Source organism: Streptomyces xanthii, assembly GCF_014621695.1.
GTDB classification, from domain to species: domain Bacteria; phylum Actinomycetota; class Actinomycetes; order Streptomycetales; family Streptomycetaceae; genus Streptomyces; species Streptomyces xanthii.
Genome location: NZ_CP061281.1, coordinates 725,885 through 746,246 on the forward strand (window position 1 = coordinate 725,885; position 20,362 = coordinate 746,246).

The window sequence follows — 20,362 nt, forward strand, 5'->3', positions numbered from 1 at the left end:
GGCTAACCTGCCGTCCCGTCAGTTCGCGCCTCAGATCAAGCCATATGCGCCCGCTTGACTCCTTCTTTTCCTTGATCACATACGCATTTGACCATCGGACCCTTGCCGGGCGGCGGGCTCGCGCATCAAGTCGACGATCAGGCGGATGTCGTCCGGGGTCGTCGCCGGGTTCACGATCGCGAGGCGGGTGCAGGGGCGGCCGCGGTGGCTGGTGGGGGTGACGAAGGCCTGTTGCGCGTCGAGCAGGGCGCGGCTCCAGCGGGCGTAGTCCGCGTGGTCCCAGCCGTGGCGCTCGAAGACGAGGACGGACAGCTCGGGTTCGACGAGCAGGTCCACGCGGCCGGCGGCGCGGATCAGCTCGGCGCCGGCCCGCGCCGTGGCAAGTGTCCGCTCCACGGCGTCGCGGTTGTGACGGCGGCGCACGGGTTCAGCCCCCGCCTCCAGCATCACGTGGACAGCCTCGACCTGGCGGCACGGCTCATCGCGGCGGGCCTGGGCACCGCCTTCGTGGCCGCCGACGGCCCCCGCCACCCCGGCGTGCGCGCGCTCCCCCTTCACGGGCTGGCCGGAACCCGCCGCAGCTACGCCCTGACCCGCCCCGGCCGCGCGGCATGACCGGCGCATGCCGCCGTGATCGCGGCCGTCGCCGGAGCCGCACCGGATTCCGCGGCCGCCGCGCACTGAACACGCGTGCGGGGGTACCGGCCACGACGGGCCGGTACCCCCGCACCTCATACCTCCGTGCCGGACGCCGTTGCGCTCAGTCGAAGACGAGCGGGCCCGGGGCCTGCGCGGAGGTCGCCGTACAGGTCGCCGTGATGCCGAAGACGACCACCTTCAGGGACGTCGCCTCCAGGCTGTCGCCGGAGGCGACCGTCCCGGTGAGCGGGCCGGTCGACACGGGGCTGCCGGCCGGGATCGCGGGGTTGGAGTTGCCGGTGAACTGGACCGCGCCCGTGCCGTGGTTGGTGAGAGTGAGGGTGGAGTTCACGGAGCCCGCGCCGACATTGATCGGAGCGGTGATGGCGGAGGTCGACACCTCGATGGTCGCGGCGGTGCCGTTCTGCGCCGCAGTGAGGGTGGCGCTGCCGGAGCCCCAGGTGCCGCAGTCGAAGGAGATCGTGGCGGTCTGCGGCGCGACGGCGCCGGCCGCGGGAGCCAGTGCCAGTACGCCGGCCGCGAGGCCGGCGCCGAGCGCCGCGGTCAGCCCGGCGCGCCGGGGAGCGGAGAAGGAGATACGGGGGTTTCGTCGCATGGGGGTACCCTGTGCCCTTCGTGTGGGGGGAAGGTCGCACCGGTGGCCTGACGGTCTGTCAGCCGTGGTGAGTGGGCCCATTGAGGCACGCCCCTCTTGAGACGACAAGGCACGGTCACGCTTCTTTTGGCATGCACCGTTCAATTCGCGCCGTGGTCGAACCACGGGCAGGGAGTCCCGGACACCCTCGCCGCGGCAGGACTTCGTCATCGGCCGACAAATCGATCGCCCCGCACAGGTCCGATCTCTATCCTGCGGTGAGCGGAATCGCGCGGTTCCGCAGGTCGGGGCGCCGTGGCAGAGCGGCCCATTGCGATCGGCGTGAGCGGTGCCTCGCTCACGCCGACTGGAGGAGAGGGGCGGGCACGCCCGTCTCCATCCCGCGGGTTCGAATCCCGTCGGCGTCCCGACCGCCCCGGCGGCTCCCTGTGTGAGCCGACGCGGCGGCGGGTAGGCGCGGGCACGTCAAGTGTCCCTCCGGCCCCAGGAGTTCCCGTGCCGCTGCCCGCGCTCAACCGCACCACGACCACCGTCGGCGTCGCCGCCCTCGCCCTCCTCGGCGGGATCGTCATCGGCGGCACCGGCGCGGTGAGCGCGAGCCCCCCGGCCGAGCCGAAGGTGCAGAACACGTTCGACTCCCTCGGCGCCGACGTGCGCGCCGCGAAGCTCCCCTCGGGCCGCACCGCCCACTACACCGACTCGGGCCCGGCCGACGGCACTCCGGTGCTCTACATCGGCGGCACCGGGACCAGCGCCCGGGCCGTCCACATGACCGACTTCCTGCGCACGACCCGGCAGAACCTGGGCCTGCGCATGATCACGGTCGAACGGAACGGCTTCGGCGACACCGCCTACGATCCGGAACTGGGCCGCGCCGACTACGCCGAGGACGTGCTCCAGGTCCTCGACCGGCTCGGCGTAAGGGAGTTCAAGGTGATCGCGATATCCGGCGGCGGCCCGTACGCCGCCGAGATCGCCTCCCGCGCCCCCGAGCGGATCAGCGCCCTGCACCTGGCGGCCGCGCTCCCGCCCTTCGGCGCGAAGCCGGCGTACTGCGCCCTGTCCGACGAGCAGCTCTCCGCCGCCGTGAAGGACCAGATCAGGGACCCGCGGGTGTGGTGGGCCTTCCCCGCCGACAGCCCGGTCCGGTCGATCCCCGGCTTCGCCGACACGGCGTACGAGGAGGGGGCGCGGACCTACAACCAGCGCGGCCAGCAGGCGGATCCGGCGCCGCAGGTGCACGAGCAGCGGCTGTACTGCGAGCGCCCCGGCCCGGACGCGTCGAAGCTGACGGCGCCCGTGTTCCTGTACCACGGCGACAAGGACACCACCGTGCCCGCGAGCACCCTGGCCACGTGGCGCGAGCAGTTCGCCCCCGGCCAGGTGCGGACCCGCACGTACGCGGACTCCGGGCACGACGTCCAGTACCGCCACTGGGACCAGATCCTCGTCGACCTGGCGGGCCGGGCGGACCGGACGGTGGTCTGCCGGGACGAGCACACGCGGGCGCTGCCGGCCCGGGAGGCGGACGCGCTGGTCGGCAAGGGGAAGGCGACGCTGGGCAGTTGCGCCTGGAACGGCTGAGCCGACCGCCCGCGGCCGGCTCGGGTTCCGGCCGCGGGCGGTGGCGGTTCACGGGGGTCAGTGCCCGAGCGCGTCGGCTCCCGCCTTGGCGAACTTCTCGTCGAGGTCGCCCGAGGGCGCGCCCGCGACACCGATACCGGCGATCGGGGCGCCCTTGGCGGTGACCGGGTAGCCGCCGCCGAGGAAGAGCGTGCCGGGGATGTCCTTGAGCGTCGGGGCGTTCGCGAGGCGCTTGACCAGCTCGGAGGTCGGGGCGTTGAAGGAGACCGCGGTGAACGCCTTCTTCTCGGCGGACTCGTACGACTGCGGGCCGGCGCCGTCGCCTCTCAGGGTGACGACCGTGTTGCCGTTGCGGTCGACGACCGCGACGGACACGCGCTGGTTCTCCTTCTCGGCGGCGTCGAGCGCGGCCTGCGCCGCTCTGGTGGCGGCGTCGATCGACAGGTGCGTGGTCTGGATCAGGTTCTTGTTCGACGCGTCGGTCCGCACCGTGGTCGTGGCCGGCGCGGCCGGGGACGAAGCGTTGGCGCTGTACACGCCCAGGCCCCCGAGGGCGACGGCGGTGAGGGCGGCGCCGGCCATGAGGCGGGCGCGCCGGGAGGACATGGCGTGGGACTTCATCGGGTGCTCCTGTGCCGGACGGAGACCGCGGGGACACCGACGGGGCCGGTGCGCCCCACAGAGCCTGGTGCGATCCAAGCTGGCCCGGACGGTATCCCATTTGCCGCCCATCGGGGACCCGTCCCGGAGATTCAGAAATGCCCCGCCCGCGGCCCGGCCTTCAGTCCCGCCGCGCACCGCACCGACCACACACTTCAATCACCCACCTGAACTGGGAAGATGGCGAATCCCTCCGCGCCGCCCACCCCGATCCGCCGATGATCCGGGCGCGGTCGCGACGATGGATGCTTCGACCACCCACATACGTGCGGTATACCAATATCAGTGACGCCGGGCGTCCTCGCCGGGCTCCAGCGCGGGGGCCGTGACGCCCAGGTGGGCGCGGCACTGGGGACGCGGCGCCTCGGCCAGGCGCGGGCGCACCGTCCGGGGACGGACGAAGACCGCTGCCAGCACGGCGCTCAGGACGAACAGGCCCGCACAGCCGTACGCGGCGCGGTGGAAGGACGTGTTCACGGCGTCGGGCCGGGTGTACGCCTCGCCGGACAGTCCCACGGCGAGCGGCAGCGCGGCGACGACGAGCAGTTGCGCGACGCGGGCCGCGGTGTTGTTGACCCCGCTGGCGAGCCCGGCGCGCTCGGGTTCCACGGAGGCCAGGACGGTCGCGGTCAGCGGTGCCACGAACGTGGCCATGCCGAGACCGAGCACGCCGACCGCGGGCAGCACGTCGGCCGCGTACGAGGAGCCGGGGTGGATCCGCAGCATGAGCAGGACGCCGGCCGCGGCCACGAGCGGTCCGGTCACGAGGGGGACGGTCGGGCCGACGCGGCGGGCGAGGTCGCCCGAGCGGGCGGAGAGGAGCAGCATCAGGACGGTGATCGGCAGGGTCGCCACCCCGGCCTCCAGCGCGTTGTAGCCGAGGGCCACCTGGAGCTGCACGGGCAGCAGGAACAGGATGCCGCCGATACCGGCGTAGAGGCAGAGGGTCATGCCGTTGGTGGCGCTGAAGAGGCGGGAGCGGAACAGGGACGGCGGCAGCATCGGCGCGGCCCTGCGCCGCTCGACGAGGACGAAGGCGACTCCGGCCGCGACACCGAGCACCGCCGCGAGCGCGGTGCCGCCGGCCGGGACACCGCCGGACGCGCCGATCAGGGCGTAGCTGACACCGGCGAGACAGAGCGCGGCGAGGGCCGCTCCTAGCTGGTCGAAGGGGGTGTCGGCCGCGGCCGGGTCGCGACTCTCGGGCACGTGGCGCAGGGCGATGGCGAGGACGACGGCGGCGAGCGGCACGTTGATGAGGAAGATCCAGCGCCAGCCGGGCCCGTCGATGAGCCAGCCGCCGAGGAAGGGCCCCAGCGCGCCGGCGACCCCGGTCAGACCCGACCACGCGCCGACCGCCCGCGCCTGGTCGTCGGGGTGGTACACGGCTCGTACGAGGGCCAGTGAGCCCGGGGTGAGGAGGGCGCCGCCGACGCCTTGCAAAGCCCGGGCCGCGATGAGCGTCCCCTCGTCGGGGGCGAGGCCGCACAGCGCGGAGGCGACGGCGAACCAGGCGACGCCGAGGACGAGGGTGCGCCGCCGCCCGATCCGGTCGCCGAGGGCTCCGCCCCACAGGAGCAGCGCGGACAGCGTCAGCATGTAGGCGTTGACGACCCACTGGAGGGTGGAGAGGGAGGCGTCGAGGTCGCGGCCCATCTTGGGCAGTGCGACGTTCACGACGGTTCCGTCGAGCATGGCCATGCCGGAGGCGAGCACGACGCACGCGAGGATCCAGCGCCCGCGCGCCGAGGACAGCCTTACATCCATGCCCGCCATTCTGCTCCGGACTGCGCCGGCGCACCGGGCGGCGGCCGCACGGGGTCCGCAATGTCACGGGCTGCCGATGAATTTCTGTACGTGCGGGAACAGGGCACCATATGTGCGGGCTCGGGGGCCCGGGTGTAACACGCCGGCAATTGCGCGGCGCTGAAGGGGAGAAAGGCCAAGCGTCAGATGGGATTTCTTGTGAACGGCACCGGCCACCCCACACCCGGATACCAGTCGTACGAGCGGCCCCCGGAGCCCGACCGCTCGGAGCGCACCGCGCGCACGGCCCGCAGGACGGCCCTCACGATCTCCACGATCGCCGACGTCGCCGCCGGTTTCCTGGGCCTCTGGATCGTTCTGTACCTCCTGGAGGCCAACGGGGCGAACCCGTTCGTCTCGTTCGTGCACTCGACTGCCGACTGGCTCTCCGGGTGGGCACAGGACATTTTCACGATGGACACAGAATTCCTGCGGATCATTCTCAATTTCGGCCTTCCGGCGTTGATCTATTTGGCGGTGGGCCATGGGATCGCGGCTCGGATCAATCGCGCCTGACGGTTCGGTGAACGCCGATGGATACCGGTGAATGCCGCAGCACGGCGAAACGGCGGGCAAGGGCAGCGGAAGGAGTAATGAGGTGACACGTACGCACGGCGCCGGAAACGGTCTCGCGCCCATTTATGAAGAACTCGTGCGAGAGCGGGGTGACGTCATGACCGAGGCGCAGCGGGCGGCGGCGCACGCGCGGCATCAGGAGGCGGCCCTGCTGCCCGGACCGGTTCCCGCGGGTCCGCCCGCGCCTGCGTCGGCGGGCCCGCAGGGAAACGGACAGTAGACCGGGCGACCCGGAGCGCATCGTTTCTGCGTCCCGCTCGTTGCACAGGACACCGCGGGTCCGGGGACGCGCACTCCCCCTCGGGCCCGCAGCACAGAGCCCAGTTGTCGGCACCGTAGGTCACACCGCACGCCGGTGTGCTGGTGCGTTCCGACGGGTGCGGGACCGGCCCCCCTCCTTCCGGTCCCGCACCCGCCTTGCCGTCCCCCGAGGGCACACCCGTATCTGTGCGCACCACGGCGGCGATCAACCCCACGGGCCGGTTGGCACAGGCGTGCTCCCCTTCCCCCGTTCGGGTCAGGCCAGGTCTTCGGCGAGGCCCACGATGATGCCCTCGGGACCGCGCACGTAGGCGAGCAGGAAGGTGTCCTCGAAGCGCTCGATCGTGCCGACGAGTTCGGCGCCGTGGGGGCGCAGGCGGGCGACGGTGTCGTGGAGGTCGTCGACGGCGAACATGATCCGGCGCAGGCCCAGGGTGTTCGACGGGGCGGCCTGCGGTTCCGGGACGACGGGGGCGGGGCGGTGGAACCGGGCGAGCTCGACCCGTCCGGGGGCGCCCGGGACGCGCAGCATGGCGACGTCCTGGCGCACGTCGTCGACGCCGATGACACGCTCGGCCCAGCGCCCTTCGAGCGGGAACCGGCCCTCCAGTTCCATGCCGAGTTCGACGAAGAACGCGATGACGGCGTCGAGGTCCTCGACGACGATCAGGACGTTGTCCATCCGCCGGATGCTCATGCGGGGTCTCCTTCGGCCCGTGACGGGTCCGGCAGGTGCCGGGGCGGCACCTCCGGCGGCATCTCGCCCGCGGCCAGATGGTCCAGGACCTCGGCGAGTTCGTCGCAGGCGCTCTGCACCGAGCGGCGGGTCGCGATCTGTTCGGTGACGAGCGCCGAGAGCAGCAGGGCGGTCAGGGCGGTGGCGCCGTTGAACGCCTGCAGCTTCACCATGATCTCGACCTTGGACAGATTGAGGAAGGCCCCCTTGCCGGTGTTCGCGGCGTACGTGGTCAGGACGGAGGAGAACAGCGCGCACAGCGTGCTGCCGGCCAGCTGGAAGCGGAGGGCCGCCCAGATCAGCAGCGGGAAGACGAGGAAGAGCAGGCTCGTCTCGCCGAGCGCGCCGAGCGGCACGATGACGAGCGCGGCCACGGCCAGGCAGGCGGCCTCCAGCCAGCGGCGGCCCCACGGGGCGCGGCCGACGCCCACGAGGAGGAGCAGCAGCGGGGTGACCAGGAGGACGCCCATCGCGTCGCCGACCCACCAGGACAGCCAGACGGCCCAGAACTCGCCCCGGTCCAGGTCTCCATTGACGGCCTGGACGCCGACGCCGATCGTCGCGCTGATCAGCATGGCGCCGAGCCCGCCCAGGAAGACCAGGGCGAGCCCGTCGCGCAGCCGTGAGATGTCGAGCCGGAAGCCGATCCTGCGCAGGCAGTAGTAGGCGCACAAGGGGGCGAGGGTGTTGCCCGCGACGTTGACGAGCGTGGTCATCTGCGGGGTGACGATGGAGGCGATGACGAGGAAGGAGCCGAGGGCGATCCCCGGCCACACCTGTACGCCGAACATGAGCAGGGCCGCGACGGCGACGCCGGTCGGGGGCCAGATGGGGGTGACGACGACGCCCTCGACGACGACCTGGCTCAGCAGACCGATGCGGCCGGCCACGTAGTAGCAGGCGGCCACGACCAGGAGCTTGAGGGCCGCCTCCACGGGCGGCAGCAGTCGCCGAGTCACCACCACAGCAGTCATCAGACACCGGGCGGACCGGATCGGCCAGACGAGGGCGTCCGGCCGGGGCCGCGCGAGGAGCCGCCCGGGGTGGGGGGCAGCTTGGGTGCCGGGTACCAGGGCACGCCGACGTCGTGGCCGATGACGAGCACGGCGGCGTCGTCCTCGTGCCCGACCGTGTCGGCCAGCTTCATCACGCCGCCGACGAGCGCGTCGATGCCGAGGCTGGCCCCGGCGGTGATCTCGGCGAGCCGTCTGACCTGGCCGAGGCCGTCGTCGATGTGCAGGGAGGGGCCCTCGACGACGCCGTCCGTGACCAGGACGAGGACGCCGCCGACGGTCAGCCGGTGGCATGCCACGGGGTACTCGGCGCCGCGCATCACGCCGAGCGGGGGCCCGACCTCGCCGTCGTCGATGCCGGAGCGGCCGTCGGCGGTGGCCCAGATGTGCGGGATGTGTCCGGCCCGCGCACACTCCAGGACGCCGGTGGCGGGGTCCAGGCGCAGGAACGTGCAGGTGGCGAAGAGGTCGGCGTTGAGGGAGATCAGCAGGTCGTTCGTCCGGCCGAGCAGCCGGCCGGGGTCCTCGGTGACCGAGGCCAGCGCGCGCAGGGCCACCCGGACCTGGCCCATGAAGGCGGCCGCCTGGGCGTTGTGGCCCTGGACGTCGCCGATGGAGATGCCGATGCGGCCGTCGGACATGGGGAAGGCGTCGTACCAGTCGCCGCCCACGTTGAGCCCGTGGTTGGCCGGCATGTAGCCCACGGCGATCCGTACGCCCGGGGGGCGCGGCAGGTCGCGGGGCAGCATGCCGTGCTGCAGGGCCACCGCCAGCTCGACCCGGGAGCGCTGCATCTCGGCCAGCTCCCGGGCCCGGGCGGTCAGCGCGCCGAGCCGCTGAAGCAGCTCGTCACCGCCGTCGGCGGACCCACTGCGGAACATCGCTCACTCCGGTCCCACGAGATCCCCTCGCACCAGCCCACTCTGTGGGGTTTCCCTTGTGAATCATCCTGAACGGCTTTTCGTACCGAACGACATAAATCGCCCCCTCACTCTGCCCAAAGTCGGGGGCGGCCGCACCTTGTCGGCCTTCGGGCCCGCTGCCGAACGGTCGCCGCGTCCGCGTCAGGCGCTGAGCACACCCGCGCCGAGCAGGCCGAACAGGGCCAGGCCGATGACCACACGGTAGACGACGAAGGCGTTGAAGGAGTGGCGGGCCACGAACTTCAGCAGCCAGGAGATCGAGACGTACGCGACGACGAAGGAGACGGCCGTGCCGGCCACGATGGGGGCCGCGCCCGCGCCGCTGCCCACGGCGTCCTTCAGCTCGTACAGGCCGGCGCCGGTCAGGGCGGGGATGCCGAGGAAGAAGGACAGGCGGGTCGCGGCGACCCGGTCGAGGTCGAGCAGGAGCGCGGTGGACATGGTCGCCCCGGAGCGCGAGAAGCCGGGGAAGAGCAGAGCGAGGATCTGCGAGCAGCCCACGAGCATGGCGTCCTTGAACGAGGTGTCGTCCTCGCCGCGCTTGTGCCGGCCCATCCGGTCGGCCACCCACATGACGCCCGATCCCGCGACGAGGGACCCCGCGACCACCCACAGGGAGGCGAGCGGGCCCTCGATGAGCGGCTTCGCGGCGAGGCCGACGACCACGATCGGGATCGTCGCGCAGATCACCCACCAGGCGAACTTGTAGTCGTGGTGGTAGCGCTCCTCCTTGTCGCGCAGACCGCGGCCCCACGCGGTGACGATCCGCACGATGTCCTTGAAGAAGTAGACGAGCACGGCGGCGATCGCGCCGACCTGGATGACCGCGGTGAAGCCGACCACGGCGGGGTCGTTCACCGGGATGTCCATGAGTCCCTCGGCGATCTTGAGATGGCCGGTGGAGGATACGGGCAGGAACTCGGTGACGCCCTCGACGACGCCGAGGATCACCGACTGCCCGAGGCTGATGGCACTCATCTGTTGTCCGTTGTCCGTTCCGTTCGGGCGCATGGCACACTGAGGCACACCAGCTTCTACACCGGTGTCGAACTTCTACACGACTGTAGAAGGTGACGGAAGGAACGCCAAACCCATGGGCTCCCAGCTGCCGGACAGCGGCCCCAAGCGGCCCAACGGCGCGCGCGAGGCCGAGATCCTCGCCCTGCTGCAGGAGGCCGGTGCCGCCCTGACACCGGGCGAGGTCACCGAACGCCTCGGCGGCGAGCTGACGTACAGCAGCGTCGTGACGATCCTCACCCGCATGCACTCGAAGGAGCTGCTGAGCCGCACCCGGCGCGGGCGGGCGTACGCGTACGCGCCGGTGACGGACGACGCCGGGTTCGCCGCGCGCCGGATGCACACGGTGCTGGCCGAGCGGCGGGACCGACAGACCGTCCTCGCCCGTTTCGCGGACGACCTGTCCAGCTCCGACGCCGAGCTGCTGCGCCGGCTGCTCGACCAGGCCCCCTGAGGACGCGCCGCCCGATGCACATCGCCGTCTACCTGCCGCTGTTGCTGCCCCTGCTCGCGCCGCTGTTCGCCCGGCCGCTCGCCGAGCGGTGCGAGCCCCGCCTCGCCACCTGGCTGCTGACCGCGACCTCGCTGGTCCTCGGCGCGGCGAGCACGCTCTCGCTGGGCGCGCTCGCCGTCGCGGGGCTGCTCCGGCTGCCGTTCCTGGCCGGGCTCGGGCACTGGTCGGCCGGTACCGCGCAGCGCGACGACCCGATCGAGCTGTCCGTCTCGCTGGCCGCCGGGCTCCTGCTCGGCGGGGCGGTCGTCATGGCCGTGCGCATGCTCTGGCGCCGGGCCCGCACCCTCGCGGCCGCCGCGGTGGAGGCCGCCTGCATGCCGGCCCGTGACGGCGTGGTCGTGATCGAGGACGACGCGCCGGACGCGTTCGCGCTCCCGGGGCTGCCGGGGCGCGTCGTCGTCTCCACGGGCATGCTCGACACCCTCGACCGGACCGAGCACGGCATCCTGCTCGCGCACGAGCGGGCCCATCTGGCCGGGCACCACTACGCGTTCGTGGCACTGGCCCAGCTCGGCGCCGCCGCCAACCCGTTCCTGCGCCCGCTCGCCCGGTCCGTGACGTACACGGTCGAACGCTGGGCCGACGAGCGCGCCGCCGCCGCGACCGGCGACCGCGGCCGGGTCGCGCGCGCCGTCGGCAAGGCGGCGCTCGCCTCCCGGCCCGCCGCGCGCCGCCCCCTGGGCGCCGCGCTCGGCATCCTCGGCCTCGCCCGGCGCACCGGGCTCGCGGCCGCCGGACCCGTGCCGCGCCGCGTCGCCGCGCTCCTCGCCCCGCCGCTCGGCCGCCATCCGCTGCTCGCCGCGGCGACCTCCGCCGTCCTGACCGCCGCGACGCTGTCCAGCGCGGAGGCGGCCCACGACCTGCACCGCCTCCTGGAGGCCGTCGGCGCCTCGTAGCCGACGCCGGGCCGGTCCCGGCCCCCGACCGCGGGGCCGCACGGCGGCGTACGGCTGCATACGGCGGCGTACGGCTGCGCCGTGCGCGGGGTCCGCAGCACAACCACGCACTCGCCTCACACCCCTCGCCCCACCGCGAAAAATACCCCCGGGGGTACCTGTGCTACGGTTTTTCTATACCCCGGGGGGTACTTCGCGAAAGGGAATGAACCGTGTTCTTCATCGACACCATCGAGCTCGAAGGGCTCGGCAACCGGCACTACCTGGCGGGCGGGACGCGGACGGCGGTGGCGGTGGATCCGCCGCGCGACTTCGACCAGGTCCTCGCCGCGGCGGCGCGGCGCGGGGTGCGGATCACGCACGTCGTGGAGACCCACATCCACAACGACTACGTGACCGGCGGTCTGGAGCTGGCCCGTGTGACGGGCGCCGCCTATCTGGTGCCGGCCGGGGCGCACGTGTCCTTCGCGCGGGTGCCGGTGGCGGACGGTGACACGGTCACGGTCGACGCCGGACTCACCCTGCGCGCCGTCGCCACCCCCGGCCACACCCCGCACCACACCGCGTACGTGCTCCAGGAGCAGGGCACGCCCGTGGCCGCGTTCACCGGCGGTTCCCTGCTGATCGGCACGGTGGGCCGCCCCGACCTGGTCGAGCCCCGGCTGACCGAGGAGCTCGCCCGCGCCCAGCACGCCTCGGCGCACCGCCTCGCGACCGAACTGCCGGACGAGACCGCGGTGCTGCCGACACACGGCTTCGGCAGCTTCTGCTCCTCCGCGCAGGCCGAGGGCGAAGCCACCACGATCGGCCACGAGAAGGCCGCCAACGCGGCGCTCACCACCGACGTCGACACCTTCGTCGCCGCGCTCCTCGACGGGCTCGACGACATCCCCGCGTACTACGCGCACATGGGCCCGGCCAACGCGAGCGGCCCCGCCCCGCTGGACCTGACGCCTCCCGCCGTCGCGGACGCCCGCGAGATCGCCGCCCGGCTCGCGGCCGGCGAGTGGGTCGTGGACCTGCGCAACCGGGTCGCGTTCGCGGAGGGCCACGTCGCGGGCACCTTCAACTTCGAGGCGGACGGCAAGATCGCCACGTATCTGGCCTGGATGATCCCGTGGGGCAAGCCGGTGACGCTGCTCGCGGACTCCCCCGGCCAACTCGCCGACGCGCAGCGGGAGCTGGTCCGGGTCGGCATCGACCGCCCGGCGGCCGCCGCGACCGGCGCCCCGGAGGACTGGACCGTCGACGGCGCCCTGGCCTCCTTCCCGCGCTCCACGTTCGCCGGGCTCGCCGAGCGCGGCACGGACGGCGTCGTCGTGCTCGACGTGCGGCGCGCGTCCGAGCGGGCCGGCGGACACATCGCGGGCTCGGTGCACATCCCCGTGCACGAACTGCACGGACGGCTCGGCGACATCCCGGCCGGCACCGTGTGGGTGCACTGCGCCGGGGGCATGCGGGCGGGCATGGCCGCGTCGCTCCTCGACGCCGCGGGCCGGGACGTCGTGGCCGTCGACGACGGGTTCGACGCGGCCGCCGAGGCCGGCCTGGCCGTCGTCGCCGCCTGAGCCCCGCCACCCCTCCCCCCCCAACTCCCCTTGAAAGGCTGCGAGATGTCCTCCTTCCCTGACGGAGCGCGCCGCGTCACCGTCGAAGCGGCCCACCGGTGTACCGCCGGCGCCGACGCCCCGGCCGTCCTCCTCGACGTACGCGAACAGGAGGAGTGGGACGCGGGGCACGCGCCCTGGGCCGTCCTCGCGCCGCTGTCCGCGCTGGCCTCGGGGGACGCGCTGCCCGCCGCCGCGCTGGGGCGGCCCCTCGTGGTGATCTGCCGCAGCGGCAACCGTTCGCGGCGCGCCGTGGATCTGCTGCGCGAGCGCGGGGCCGAAGCCGTGGACGTCGTGGGCGGGATGCAGGACTGGGCCTCCTCGGGTCACCCCGTCGTCGACGCGCGCGGGAGCGACGGTTCACCGGCATGACCGCGCTCCTCCTCGCCCTCGCCGCGGGGGCGGTCGTCGGTCTGGCCCTCGGCGGGCTCGGCGGTGGCGGCAGCGTCCTCGCGGTGCCCGCCCTGATCTACGCGCTCGGTCTCTCCCCCACGGCGGCGATCACCACCAGCCTCGTCATCGTCACCGTCACCTCGCTCACGGCCCTCGCCGGCCACGCCCGCGACGGGAACGTCGCCTGGCGCACCGGACTCCTGTTCGCGGCGGCGGGCATCGTCCCCGCGATGCTCGCGGGCGCGGTCGCCGGCCGTGTGCCGCAGACCGTGCTGACCCTCGCCTTCGCCGGTGTCGCGGCACTCGCGGCGGTACGGATGCTGCGCCCCGCCGAGACCGGGGCACCCGGCCCGGTCCATCCCGGCAAGGCCGGGGTCGCCGGTTCCGGGCTCGGCGCGGTCACGGGGTTTTTGGGTGTCGGCGGCGGATTCCTCGCCGTGCCCGTCCTGGTGGGCGTGCTGAGCCTGCCCATGCGGCGGGCCGTCGGCACCAGCCTGCTGGTCATCACGGTCAACTCCCTGGCCGCGCTCGGTGCCCGGGCCGGCAGCGGGACCCATCTGGACCTCGCCGTCGTCGCCCCCTTCACCGCGGCCGCGATCCTCGGCGCGTGGGACGGCAAGCGGCTGTCCCGGAAGCTGACGGGGCGCACCCTGCAACGCGTCTTCGCCTATGTCCTGTTGGCGGTGGCGGCGCTCATGGCCGCCGACGCGGTGCTCTGACCGCGCCCCTGCGACGGCCCGATGACGTCCCGGCGCGTGCCGCGCGGGGGCCGTCTCGTGAAGACGGCGTGCGCAGCGCGTGAGGATGCGCGGCACACCGTCAATTCGCGCCCCCTGTGCCACAACGCGCCCGATCTTGCTTCGTTGTGTGGCACGTCCGGATACGCGCGATTGCGCAGCGCGGGTGACCTGCACGCACCATTTCCGGACGCCGGGTTGCCCGGCCCCACCGTTCCGCGAGCCACGGTCCGGCCGGCCGGGCAACCCCACGCCCACGATCGAGGCGGCGGCGCCCTGTAGCCTCCGGCTCCATGACCCGCGCCTGGATCGCCCCGTCGCTCATCGCCCTCTGCGGCGCCGCCCTCGCCACCGTCCAGGTGCTCGAGGACAGTCCGGGGGCGGCGGTCGGCGTCCTCCTGCTGTTCCTGGCACTCGCGGGCGCCACCTCCCCGCTGGTCTTCCCGAGGTCCGTCGGTGCGGCGGAGGCACAGCGGCGCAGCGCGGCGGACGGCCGGCCGGTCGTCTACTGGCGGCCCGGCTGTGCGTACTGCCTGCGGCTGCGGGCCCGGCTGGGCCGTGAGGCGCGCCGGGTGCACTGGGTCGACATCTGGCGGGACCCGGAGGGCGCGGCGGCGGTGCGCGCGGTGAACGGGGGCGACGAGACGGTGCCGACGGTCGTCGTGGCCGGGCGCGCCCGCACCAATCCCGACCCTGAGTGGGTGCGCGAGCAGATCGCAGCGCACCACTGATCCGAACCCGCAGGAGCCTCCGCAGGCGTTGCGATCCTGACTGATGCGAAAGTCAGAAGCACAACATCGCAGCTCACGGGGGAACAGCAGGGCAAAATCCAGACCACGTGTTGAGTTCTTCTCAACACGTGGTTAGGGTCGTGCCCGTGGAAACCGACGACGTCACCGGTGGCGTGCCCGCCGCCGACACCGCCGCCCGCGTCCGTGAGGTCATCACGGCCGCGGGGGTCAGCCAGCGCGAGTTCGCGCGCCGCATCGTCATGGATCCGTCCAAGCTGTCCCGGTCGCTGAGCGGCACCCGCCGCTTCACGGCCGCCGAGCTGGCGCGGATCGCCGACGAGGGACGGGTGGACGCGGGCTGGCTGCTCGGGGCACGGCATCGGGAGCACGCCGAGCCCGCGCCGGACGCCGGGCCGGCCGCCGCCGTGCCCGTCGAGGGCGGGCGGCCGCTGCAGATCGTCCGCGAGACGGTCCGGCTGATCGCCGAGCACGGTTTCCACGCGGTGCGGGTCGCGGACATCGCCCGCGCCTGCGCCACGAGCAGCGCCGCGATCCACTACCACTTCCCCGGCCGCGCCGACCTCCTGGAGGCCTCGGTGCGCTGGTGCATGGACGAGGACACGGCGCGCCGCGCCGCCCGGCTCGCCGAGGCGGACGACGCGGCGGCGGAACTGCGCCAGCTCATCGAACTGCAGACGCCGCGCACCGCGCAGCAGCGACGGCAGTGGGCGGTCTGGCTCGACCTGTGGGCCGAGGCCGCCCGGTCCACGGCGGTGGGCCGGCTGCACACCGAGTACTACCGCCAGTGGCGGGAGACCGTCGCCGACGTCGTCCGCCGGGGGATCGAGCAGGGCGTGTTCCGCTCGTCCGCCGACCCCGAGTCCGCCGCGCTGACCCTGACCGCGCTCATCGACGGTCTGGCGACGCAGGTCCTGGCCGCCGGGACGGAAGGCACCGGCGCCGAGAGCGCCGGCGCGGACGCCATGCACGCCGCGCTCCTGGCCCACGTACGCACGACCCTGCTGGCCTGAGCCGCTCCCAGGCCCGCCGACTCGGCACCCCCTGCCGAGACCCCCCCACACCCAGTCCCCAACGGAACGGGAGGCCCCCACATGCCCCTGCACGAGAGCACCATCATCACCTGCGCCCTCACCGGCGCCGGTGACACCGTCCGACGGAGCCCGCACGTCCCCGTCACCCCGGAGCAGATAGCCCGGAACGCGGTGGAGGCCGCCGAGGCCGGTGCCGCCGTGGTCCACATCCACGTACGCGATCCCGAGACCGGCGACCCGTCGCGCGACCCGAAGCTGTACCGCGAGGTCGTCGAGCGGGTGAAGGAGACCGGCACCGACGTCGTCATCAACCTCACCGCCGGCATGGGCGGCGACCTGGTGATCGACCCGGACCGCCCGCTGGAGGGCTTCCCGCTGCGCGGCTCCGACCTGGTCGGCGGCCTGGACCGGCTGCCGCACGTCGAGGACCTGCTGCCCGACATCTGCACCCTGGACTGCGGTTCGCTGAACTTCGGCGACGGCTCGAACCTGTACGTGTCGACGCCCGACATGCTGCGCGCGGGCGCCCGGCGCATCCAGGAGCTGGGTGTGCGGCCGGAGTTGGAGATCTTCGACACGGGTCACCTCTGGTTCGCCAAGCAGATGCTCGCGGAGGGGCTGCTCGACGACCCGACCGTGTTCCAGCTGTGCATGGGCATCCCGTGGGGCGCGCCGGCCGACCCGGGCGTACTGCAGTCGATGGTCAACATGCTGCCGGAAGGCGCCCGTTGGGCGAGTTTCGCGCTGGGACGGATGCAGATGCCGTGGGTCGCGCAGTCGATCCTGCTCGGCGGCCACGTCCGCGTCGGCCTGGAGGACAACCTGTACCTCGGCAAGGGCAACAAGGCGACCAACGCCCAGCTCGTCGAGCGTGCCGTGACCATCACCGAGTCGCTCGGCGCCCGCGTCGCGACGCCCGACGAGGCCCGCGAGATCCTCGGCCTGCACAAGAAGGGCGCCTGATCATGCGTACCGCACCCGAGAACGTCCGCCGCGTCGCCTGTGTCGGCGCCGGTGTCATCGGCGGCGGCTGGGTCGCCCACTTCCTGGCGCGTGGCTACGACGTCACGGCCTGGGACCCGGCGCCCGACGCCGAGCAGAAGCTGCGCCGCCTGGTCGACGCCGCCTGGCCCGCGCTGACACAGCTGGGGCTCGCCGAGGGCGCGTCCGCCGACCGGCTGACGGTCGTCGCGACCCTCGAAGAGGCCGTGGTCGACGCCGAGTTCGTGCAGGAGAGCGCGCCGGAGAAACTGGAGCTGAAGCGGGACCTGCTGACCCGGCTCGACGCGGCGGCGCCGGCCGGCGTCGTCATCGCCTCGTCCACGTCGGGCTACCCGATGACGGACATGCAGACCACGGCCGCGGACCCCTCGCGCCTGGTCGTCGGCCACCCGTTCAATCCGCCGTACCTGATCCCGCTGGTCGAGGTCGTCGGCGGCGAGCGCACCGCCGAGGACGCCGTCACGTGGGCGTCGCGCTTCTACGAGGTCGCGGGCAAGTCCGTGATCACCATGAACCGCGAGGTGCCGGGCTTCATCGCGAACCGCCTCCAGGAGGCCCTGTGGCGCGAGGCGCTGCACATGGTCGCCAACGGCGAGGCCACGGTGAAGGAGATCGACGACTCGATCACCGAGGGCCCCGGCCTGCGCTGGGCGTTCATGGGCCCGATGCTGACGTTCGCGCTGGCGGGCGGGGAGGGCGGCATGGCGCACATGCTGGACCACTTCGGTCCGTCCCTGAAGTCGCCGTGGACCCGTCTGGAGGCGCCCGAGCTGGACAAGGCGCTGTACGACGCCGTGGTCGAGGGCTGCGACGAGGCGGCGGACGGGCGCACGATCGCCGACCTGGTGGCCGAGCGCGACCGGGGCGTCATCGACGTCCTGCGCGCGACGGGCCGCCTGCCGCGGCAGGAGGACCCGCGATGACCACGACGACGGCCTCCGTGCCGCTGCTGCACCGCACGGTCCGCCCCGAGTGGATCGACTACAACGGCCACATGAGCGAGGCGTTCTACGTCCTCGTCTTCGGCCACGCCACCGACGCCCTGATGATCGAGACGGGCCTGCACTCGGGCTACCGCGAGTCCACGGGCTGCTCCCTGTACACGGTCGAGTCGCACCTGCGCTATCTGCGGGACGTGCCGGAGGGCGCCCATCTCGCGGTCCGCACCCGGGTGTTGGGCGCGGCGGGCAAGAAGGCCCGCTTCACGCACGAGATGTACGTGGTCGCCGACGCGGACGGCGAGCCGGAGGCGGACGCCGCGCCCGTGGCGACGACGGAGCTGATGGCGGTGCACGTCGACCAGGAGGCGGGGCGCGCGGTGCCGCTGCCCGACGCGGTCCTCGCCCGGTTCGCCGAGTTCACCGAGCAGGCCCCGGAGTGGGCGGGCCGGTCGATCGCGCCGGTGGGCTGACGCCCGTACGCCACGCAGGACGCGAGGGGCCTCACGGATGCGTCCGTGGGGCCCTTCCCGCGCGCCGTCACTCCGCCGGTGTGGAGCGGGCCACGACCGCCGCCTCCAGCAGGGCCCAGCCGTCGCGCTCGACGAGGCCGCGTTCCGACGCGTCCCAGCCGGAGGCGCGGGCCGCGTCGAGCAGGGCGCGCACCGCACCCGGTTCGTGCAGGTTCAGGGTGCTGCCGTGGACGTAGCCCACGTCCCCGGAGCCCAGGGGTGCTCCGCCGGGGACGAAGCGGTCGGAGCCCTCGGCGAAGACGATCCGCAACGGGCCGCCCGTACCGGCCGGTTGGGGGTACAGCGTGAGGGTCTGCCGGCAGTCCGCGGACCGGCCGCTGTCCAGGACGCGGTGCTGGTGACGCAGCGTCCACAGGTACACGCGTCCGTCGGCGACCAGGCGCCGTGGCTTGTTCTGATGACGGGGCACGGGGTGAGGGTACGCGCAGCGGCCCGCCCGCATCGGACACCCCCTCCGGAGCGACGCGTTCCGCCGCGACGGCGCGCCTGCCCGCGAAATCCGCCCTCATGAGGAAACGTTCCTTCTGCGAGGTGGTTCCCGGGCGGGACGCACGCGGCAGGCATGCGTGCCGCGTGCGTCTCCCGGCCCGGCCGGGTGCAGGGAGTCGTGGTGAACGCGCAGGACCGACAGGCGTCCGGCTGGCCCGAGTACCGCCGGTACCTGGACCACCTGATGGACTGCGCGGAGTGCGCGCGGCTCCCCAAGCGGTGCGCGGTCGGGGAGCGGCTGCGGCGCGAGCACCGGGCGGCGGGACGGGGACAGGGGTCCGCCTCCTGAGCGTCCCGGTTCCCGAAGTCCCGCCGGTCGAGAGCCGTCTCCGGCAGAACGTGGGCGTCGCCGGTCCGGGTCAGAACCAGTGCAGGCAATGCGGGGCACGCTCCGTGCGGAACAGGGTGTCCGCGAGCTCGGGGGCTTCGGCGTGATGGGCCTTGATGTGGCCGGCGCGGACGAGGGTGCTCGGAGTGGTGCCGCCGAGGTAGACCGAGCCGAGATCGCTCACGTCGAGGGACAGGTCGGGGGCCCGGTCGGTGCGGACGCAGTCGGCCTTGCCGTCGCGGACCGACAGGAGGTGGCGCTCGGGGCCGGAGCCGAGGAACGGGTCGGTGACCTCCAGGACGAGGTCGCCGTCCGTACGCCAGCCGCGCGCGGTCAGGGCCCGGGGCACGTCCAGGATCCGCACCCACAGCCAGTCGCCGTCGGGGCCGGTCTCCGCGGCGCGGAAGTCGGCGAACTGCCAGCGCAGCGGGTGCCCGGCCGGGACGTGCTTGATGACGATCTCGCCGACGAGGTCGTGCTCGAGCACGTGACGGGCCAGGGCGGTGTACGCGGCGTCGTCCACGGCGATGATCTCGTCGACCTTGAGGACGTCGGGATCGCTGATCGCATAGCTCACGTACCCGTCGGGGGTGCCGTGCGCGTCGCGATGCACGGCGATGTGACGCGGGGCGGGGGCGATCGGCGGCTGGCCCGCCCCCGCTTTCCACCAGTGGCCCGGCCGGGACAGGGCGCCGGGCTGGACGCGGCGGTAGCGGTCGTAGATCTCTTCGAGCAGGGCGCGGCACCGGTCGCTGCGCAGCACTTCGACGGATCCGGCGTCGGCGCCGCCTTCGCCGCCTGCCCGGGGAGCGGCGAAGGCGGCGCGGTGGCGGGGCACGGTGAGCCGTCCGCTGTAGGTCGCCGGTCCGTAGCCGAACCGGCGGTAGATCATCGCCTCGGAGGCGAGCAGTACGGAGAGGATCTCGCCGCGCGCCCGCAGTTCGGTGAGCTGGTGGCGCATCATCGCGCTGAGCACGCCCCGGCGCCGGTGCGAGGGCACGACGCCGACGGCGGTCACTCCGGCGGCCGGGACGAGCGCGCCGCCGGGCAGCGTCAGTTCGAAGGAGTACGCGCCGGCCGTGCCGACGGGCCGTCCGTCCTCGGTGACCGCGAGCACGCCCCGGTCCATCTCCAGCGCCGCCCACCAGACCCCGCCCCCGTGCTCGTCGGGGGTCTCGGGGAAGCGGCCGAACGCCGTGTGCATCGTGTCGACGAAGTCGTCGCGGTCCTGGTCGGTCGTGGGACGGATCTCCACCGTGCCGATGCCTTCCTCGTGCCCGGCACCACCTCGTGCGGCGCCCGTGATCGTCG

The 20,362-nt window shown here is 73.4% G+C and carries 24 protein-coding genes and 1 tRNA gene; 15 read left to right on the forward strand and 10 right to left on the reverse strand.

Features of this window, described 5'->3' with window-relative positions:
- Positions 1-75: 75 nt before the first annotated feature.
- A complete protein-coding gene (locus IAG42_RS03545) occupies positions 76-423 on the reverse strand; it encodes a hypothetical protein (RefSeq protein ID WP_223205840.1) in 348 nt (115 codons plus the stop codon).
- Positions 424-450: 27 nt separating this feature from the next.
- On the opposite strand from IAG42_RS03545, the gene IAG42_RS03550 reads away from it, so the two are divergent.
- Positions 451-615 (forward strand): type 2 periplasmic-binding domain-containing protein, encoded by a 165-nt coding sequence (locus tag IAG42_RS03550; RefSeq protein WP_188335542.1) that lies wholly within the window; start codon positions 451-453, stop codon positions 613-615.
- Between the two features lie 145 nt (positions 616-760).
- Here IAG42_RS03550 and IAG42_RS03555 read toward each other — a convergent pair whose 3' ends face one another.
- Positions 761-1,255 carry a hypothetical protein gene (locus IAG42_RS03555; protein WP_188335543.1) on the reverse strand — a complete coding sequence of 165 codons (495 nt, stop codon included), beginning with the start codon at positions 1,253-1,255 and terminating at the stop codon, positions 761-763.
- Positions 1,256-1,543: 288 nt separating this feature from the next.
- On the opposite strand from IAG42_RS03555, the gene IAG42_RS03560 reads away from it, so the two are divergent.
- Positions 1,544-1,661, forward strand: a tRNA-OTHER gene (locus tag IAG42_RS03560).
- A gap of 89 nt (positions 1,662-1,750) precedes the next feature.
- On the forward strand, positions 1,751-2,839 hold the full coding sequence (locus IAG42_RS03565) for an alpha/beta fold hydrolase (protein ID WP_223205841.1): 1,089 nt from the start codon (positions 1,751-1,753) through the stop codon (positions 2,837-2,839).
- A gap of 57 nt (positions 2,840-2,896) precedes the next feature.
- On the opposite strand, the gene IAG42_RS03570 is transcribed toward IAG42_RS03565, so the two are convergent.
- On the reverse strand, positions 2,897-3,460 hold the full coding sequence (locus tag IAG42_RS03570) for a GlcG/HbpS family heme-binding protein (RefSeq protein WP_188335544.1): 564 nt from the start codon (positions 3,458-3,460) through the stop codon (positions 2,897-2,899).
- Between the two features lie 321 nt (positions 3,461-3,781).
- The gene (locus IAG42_RS03575) at positions 3,782-5,275 is read right to left on the reverse strand and encodes an MFS transporter (RefSeq protein WP_188335545.1); all 1,494 of its coding nucleotides are present in this window, start codon (positions 5,273-5,275) and stop codon (positions 3,782-3,784) included.
- 189 nt (positions 5,276-5,464) lie between these two features.
- On the opposite strand from IAG42_RS03575, the gene IAG42_RS03580 reads away from it, so the two are divergent.
- On the forward strand, positions 5,465-5,821 hold the full coding sequence (locus tag IAG42_RS03580; RefSeq protein WP_223205843.1) for a hypothetical protein: 357 nt from the start codon (positions 5,465-5,467) through the stop codon (positions 5,819-5,821).
- Positions 5,822-6,398: 577 nt separating this feature from the next.
- On the opposite strand, the gene IAG42_RS03585 is transcribed toward IAG42_RS03580, so the two are convergent.
- The 4 genes from IAG42_RS03585 to IAG42_RS03600 form a co-directional block, all read right to left on the reverse strand.
- On the reverse strand, positions 6,399-6,839 hold the full coding sequence (locus tag IAG42_RS03585; protein WP_188335547.1) for a VOC family protein: 441 nt from the start codon (positions 6,837-6,839) through the stop codon (positions 6,399-6,401).
- Complete coding sequence (locus IAG42_RS03590; RefSeq protein WP_394811273.1) at positions 6,836-7,843, reverse strand: MASE1 domain-containing protein; 1,008 nt, start codon at positions 7,841-7,843, stop codon at positions 6,836-6,838. Before IAG42_RS03590 ends, IAG42_RS03585 begins: the two co-directional genes overlap by 4 nt.
- A gap of 8 nt (positions 7,844-7,851) precedes the next feature.
- Positions 7,852-8,772 carry a PP2C family protein-serine/threonine phosphatase gene (locus tag IAG42_RS03595; protein ID WP_188335549.1) on the reverse strand — a complete coding sequence of 307 codons (921 nt, stop codon included), beginning with the start codon at positions 8,770-8,772 and terminating at the stop codon, positions 7,852-7,854.
- 183 nt (positions 8,773-8,955) lie between these two features.
- The gene (locus IAG42_RS03600; RefSeq protein ID WP_188335550.1) at positions 8,956-9,792 is read right to left on the reverse strand and encodes an undecaprenyl-diphosphate phosphatase; all 837 of its coding nucleotides are present in this window, start codon (positions 9,790-9,792) and stop codon (positions 8,956-8,958) included.
- 115 nt (positions 9,793-9,907) lie between these two features.
- On the opposite strand from IAG42_RS03600, the gene IAG42_RS03605 reads away from it, so the two are divergent.
- From IAG42_RS03605 to IAG42_RS03650, 10 genes are all read left to right on the forward strand, one after another.
- Positions 9,908-10,285, forward strand: coding sequence for a BlaI/MecI/CopY family transcriptional regulator (locus IAG42_RS03605; RefSeq protein WP_188335551.1), 378 nt, complete (start codon positions 9,908-9,910; stop codon positions 10,283-10,285).
- 14 nt (positions 10,286-10,299) lie between these two features.
- Positions 10,300-11,241, forward strand: coding sequence for a M56 family metallopeptidase (locus IAG42_RS03610; protein WP_188335552.1), 942 nt, complete (start codon positions 10,300-10,302; stop codon positions 11,239-11,241).
- A gap of 212 nt (positions 11,242-11,453) precedes the next feature.
- Positions 11,454-12,809 carry an MBL fold metallo-hydrolase gene (locus IAG42_RS03615; RefSeq protein WP_188335553.1) on the forward strand — a complete coding sequence of 452 codons (1,356 nt, stop codon included), beginning with the start codon at positions 11,454-11,456 and terminating at the stop codon, positions 12,807-12,809.
- A gap of 45 nt (positions 12,810-12,854) precedes the next feature.
- Positions 12,855-13,220 carry a rhodanese-like domain-containing protein gene (locus IAG42_RS03620; protein WP_188335554.1) on the forward strand — a complete coding sequence of 122 codons (366 nt, stop codon included), beginning with the start codon at positions 12,855-12,857 and terminating at the stop codon, positions 13,218-13,220.
- On the forward strand, positions 13,217-13,960 hold the full coding sequence (locus IAG42_RS03625) for a sulfite exporter TauE/SafE family protein (protein WP_188335555.1): 744 nt from the start codon (positions 13,217-13,219) through the stop codon (positions 13,958-13,960). Before IAG42_RS03620 ends, IAG42_RS03625 begins: the two co-directional genes overlap by 4 nt.
- Positions 13,961-14,271: 311 nt before the next feature.
- Complete coding sequence (locus IAG42_RS03630) at positions 14,272-14,709, forward strand: glutaredoxin domain-containing protein (protein WP_188335556.1); 438 nt, start codon at positions 14,272-14,274, stop codon at positions 14,707-14,709.
- A gap of 146 nt (positions 14,710-14,855) precedes the next feature.
- Positions 14,856-15,740 carry a TetR/AcrR family transcriptional regulator gene (locus IAG42_RS03635; RefSeq protein ID WP_188335557.1) on the forward strand — a complete coding sequence of 295 codons (885 nt, stop codon included), beginning with the start codon at positions 14,856-14,858 and terminating at the stop codon, positions 15,738-15,740.
- A gap of 81 nt (positions 15,741-15,821) precedes the next feature.
- Positions 15,822-16,724: a BKACE family enzyme gene (locus IAG42_RS03640; protein WP_188335558.1), complete on the forward strand. Its 903-nt coding sequence runs from the start codon at positions 15,822-15,824 to the stop codon at positions 16,722-16,724.
- A gap of 2 nt (positions 16,725-16,726) precedes the next feature.
- The gene (locus tag IAG42_RS03645) at positions 16,727-17,686 is read left to right on the forward strand and encodes a 3-hydroxyacyl-CoA dehydrogenase NAD-binding domain-containing protein (protein WP_188335559.1); all 960 of its coding nucleotides are present in this window, start codon (positions 16,727-16,729) and stop codon (positions 17,684-17,686) included.
- On the forward strand, positions 17,683-18,174 hold the full coding sequence (locus IAG42_RS03650) for a thioesterase family protein (RefSeq protein WP_188335560.1): 492 nt from the start codon (positions 17,683-17,685) through the stop codon (positions 18,172-18,174). Before IAG42_RS03645 ends, IAG42_RS03650 begins: the two co-directional genes overlap by 4 nt.
- A gap of 67 nt (positions 18,175-18,241) precedes the next feature.
- Here the strand turns inward: IAG42_RS03650 and IAG42_RS03655 are convergent, their stop codons facing one another.
- The gene (locus tag IAG42_RS03655; protein WP_188335561.1) at positions 18,242-18,643 is read right to left on the reverse strand and encodes a hypothetical protein; all 402 of its coding nucleotides are present in this window, start codon (positions 18,641-18,643) and stop codon (positions 18,242-18,244) included.
- Between the two features lie 201 nt (positions 18,644-18,844).
- Between IAG42_RS03655 and IAG42_RS03660 the strand changes: the two genes are divergently transcribed.
- On the forward strand, positions 18,845-19,012 hold the full coding sequence (locus tag IAG42_RS03660; protein ID WP_188335562.1) for a hypothetical protein: 168 nt from the start codon (positions 18,845-18,847) through the stop codon (positions 19,010-19,012).
- Between the two features lie 70 nt (positions 19,013-19,082).
- Here the strand turns inward: IAG42_RS03660 and IAG42_RS03665 are convergent, their stop codons facing one another.
- Positions 19,083-20,306, reverse strand: coding sequence for a GNAT family N-acetyltransferase (locus tag IAG42_RS03665; protein ID WP_188335563.1), 1,224 nt, complete (start codon positions 20,304-20,306; stop codon positions 19,083-19,085).
- Positions 20,307-20,362 lie beyond the last annotated feature (56 nt).

Bases quoted from the DNA above. Each gene is read 5' to 3' on its own strand.
- IAG42_RS03555 (WP_188335543.1), bottom strand. From the start codon at position 1,255: ATGCGACGAAACCCCCGTATCTCCTTCTCCGCTCCCCGGCGCGCCGGG.
- IAG42_RS03570 (WP_188335544.1), bottom strand. From the start codon at position 3,460: ATGAAGTCCCACGCCATGTCCTCCCGGCGCGCCCGCCTCATGGCCGGC.
- IAG42_RS03575 (WP_188335545.1), bottom strand. From the start codon at position 5,275: ATGGCGGGCATGGATGTAAGGCTGTCCTCGGCGCGCGGGCGCTGGATC.
- IAG42_RS03585 (WP_188335547.1), bottom strand. From the start codon at position 6,839: ATGAGCATCCGGCGGATGGACAACGTCCTGATCGTCGTCGAGGACCTC.
- IAG42_RS03595 (WP_188335549.1), bottom strand. From the start codon at position 8,772: ATGTTCCGCAGTGGGTCCGCCGACGGCGGTGACGAGCTGCTTCAGCGG.
- IAG42_RS03600 (WP_188335550.1), bottom strand. From the start codon at position 9,792: ATGAGTGCCATCAGCCTCGGGCAGTCGGTGATCCTCGGCGTCGTCGAG.
- IAG42_RS03605 (WP_188335551.1), top strand. From the start codon at position 9,908: ATGGGCTCCCAGCTGCCGGACAGCGGCCCCAAGCGGCCCAACGGCGCG.
- IAG42_RS03610 (WP_188335552.1), top strand. From the start codon at position 10,300: ATGCACATCGCCGTCTACCTGCCGCTGTTGCTGCCCCTGCTCGCGCCG.
- IAG42_RS03620 (WP_188335554.1), top strand. From the start codon at position 12,855: ATGTCCTCCTTCCCTGACGGAGCGCGCCGCGTCACCGTCGAAGCGGCC.
- IAG42_RS03625 (WP_188335555.1), top strand. From the start codon at position 13,217: ATGACCGCGCTCCTCCTCGCCCTCGCCGCGGGGGCGGTCGTCGGTCTG.
- IAG42_RS03630 (WP_188335556.1), top strand. From the start codon at position 14,272: ATGACCCGCGCCTGGATCGCCCCGTCGCTCATCGCCCTCTGCGGCGCC.
- IAG42_RS03640 (WP_188335558.1), top strand. From the start codon at position 15,822: ATGCCCCTGCACGAGAGCACCATCATCACCTGCGCCCTCACCGGCGCC.
- IAG42_RS03645 (WP_188335559.1), top strand. From the start codon at position 16,727: ATGCGTACCGCACCCGAGAACGTCCGCCGCGTCGCCTGTGTCGGCGCC.
- IAG42_RS03650 (WP_188335560.1), top strand. From the start codon at position 17,683: ATGACCACGACGACGGCCTCCGTGCCGCTGCTGCACCGCACGGTCCGC.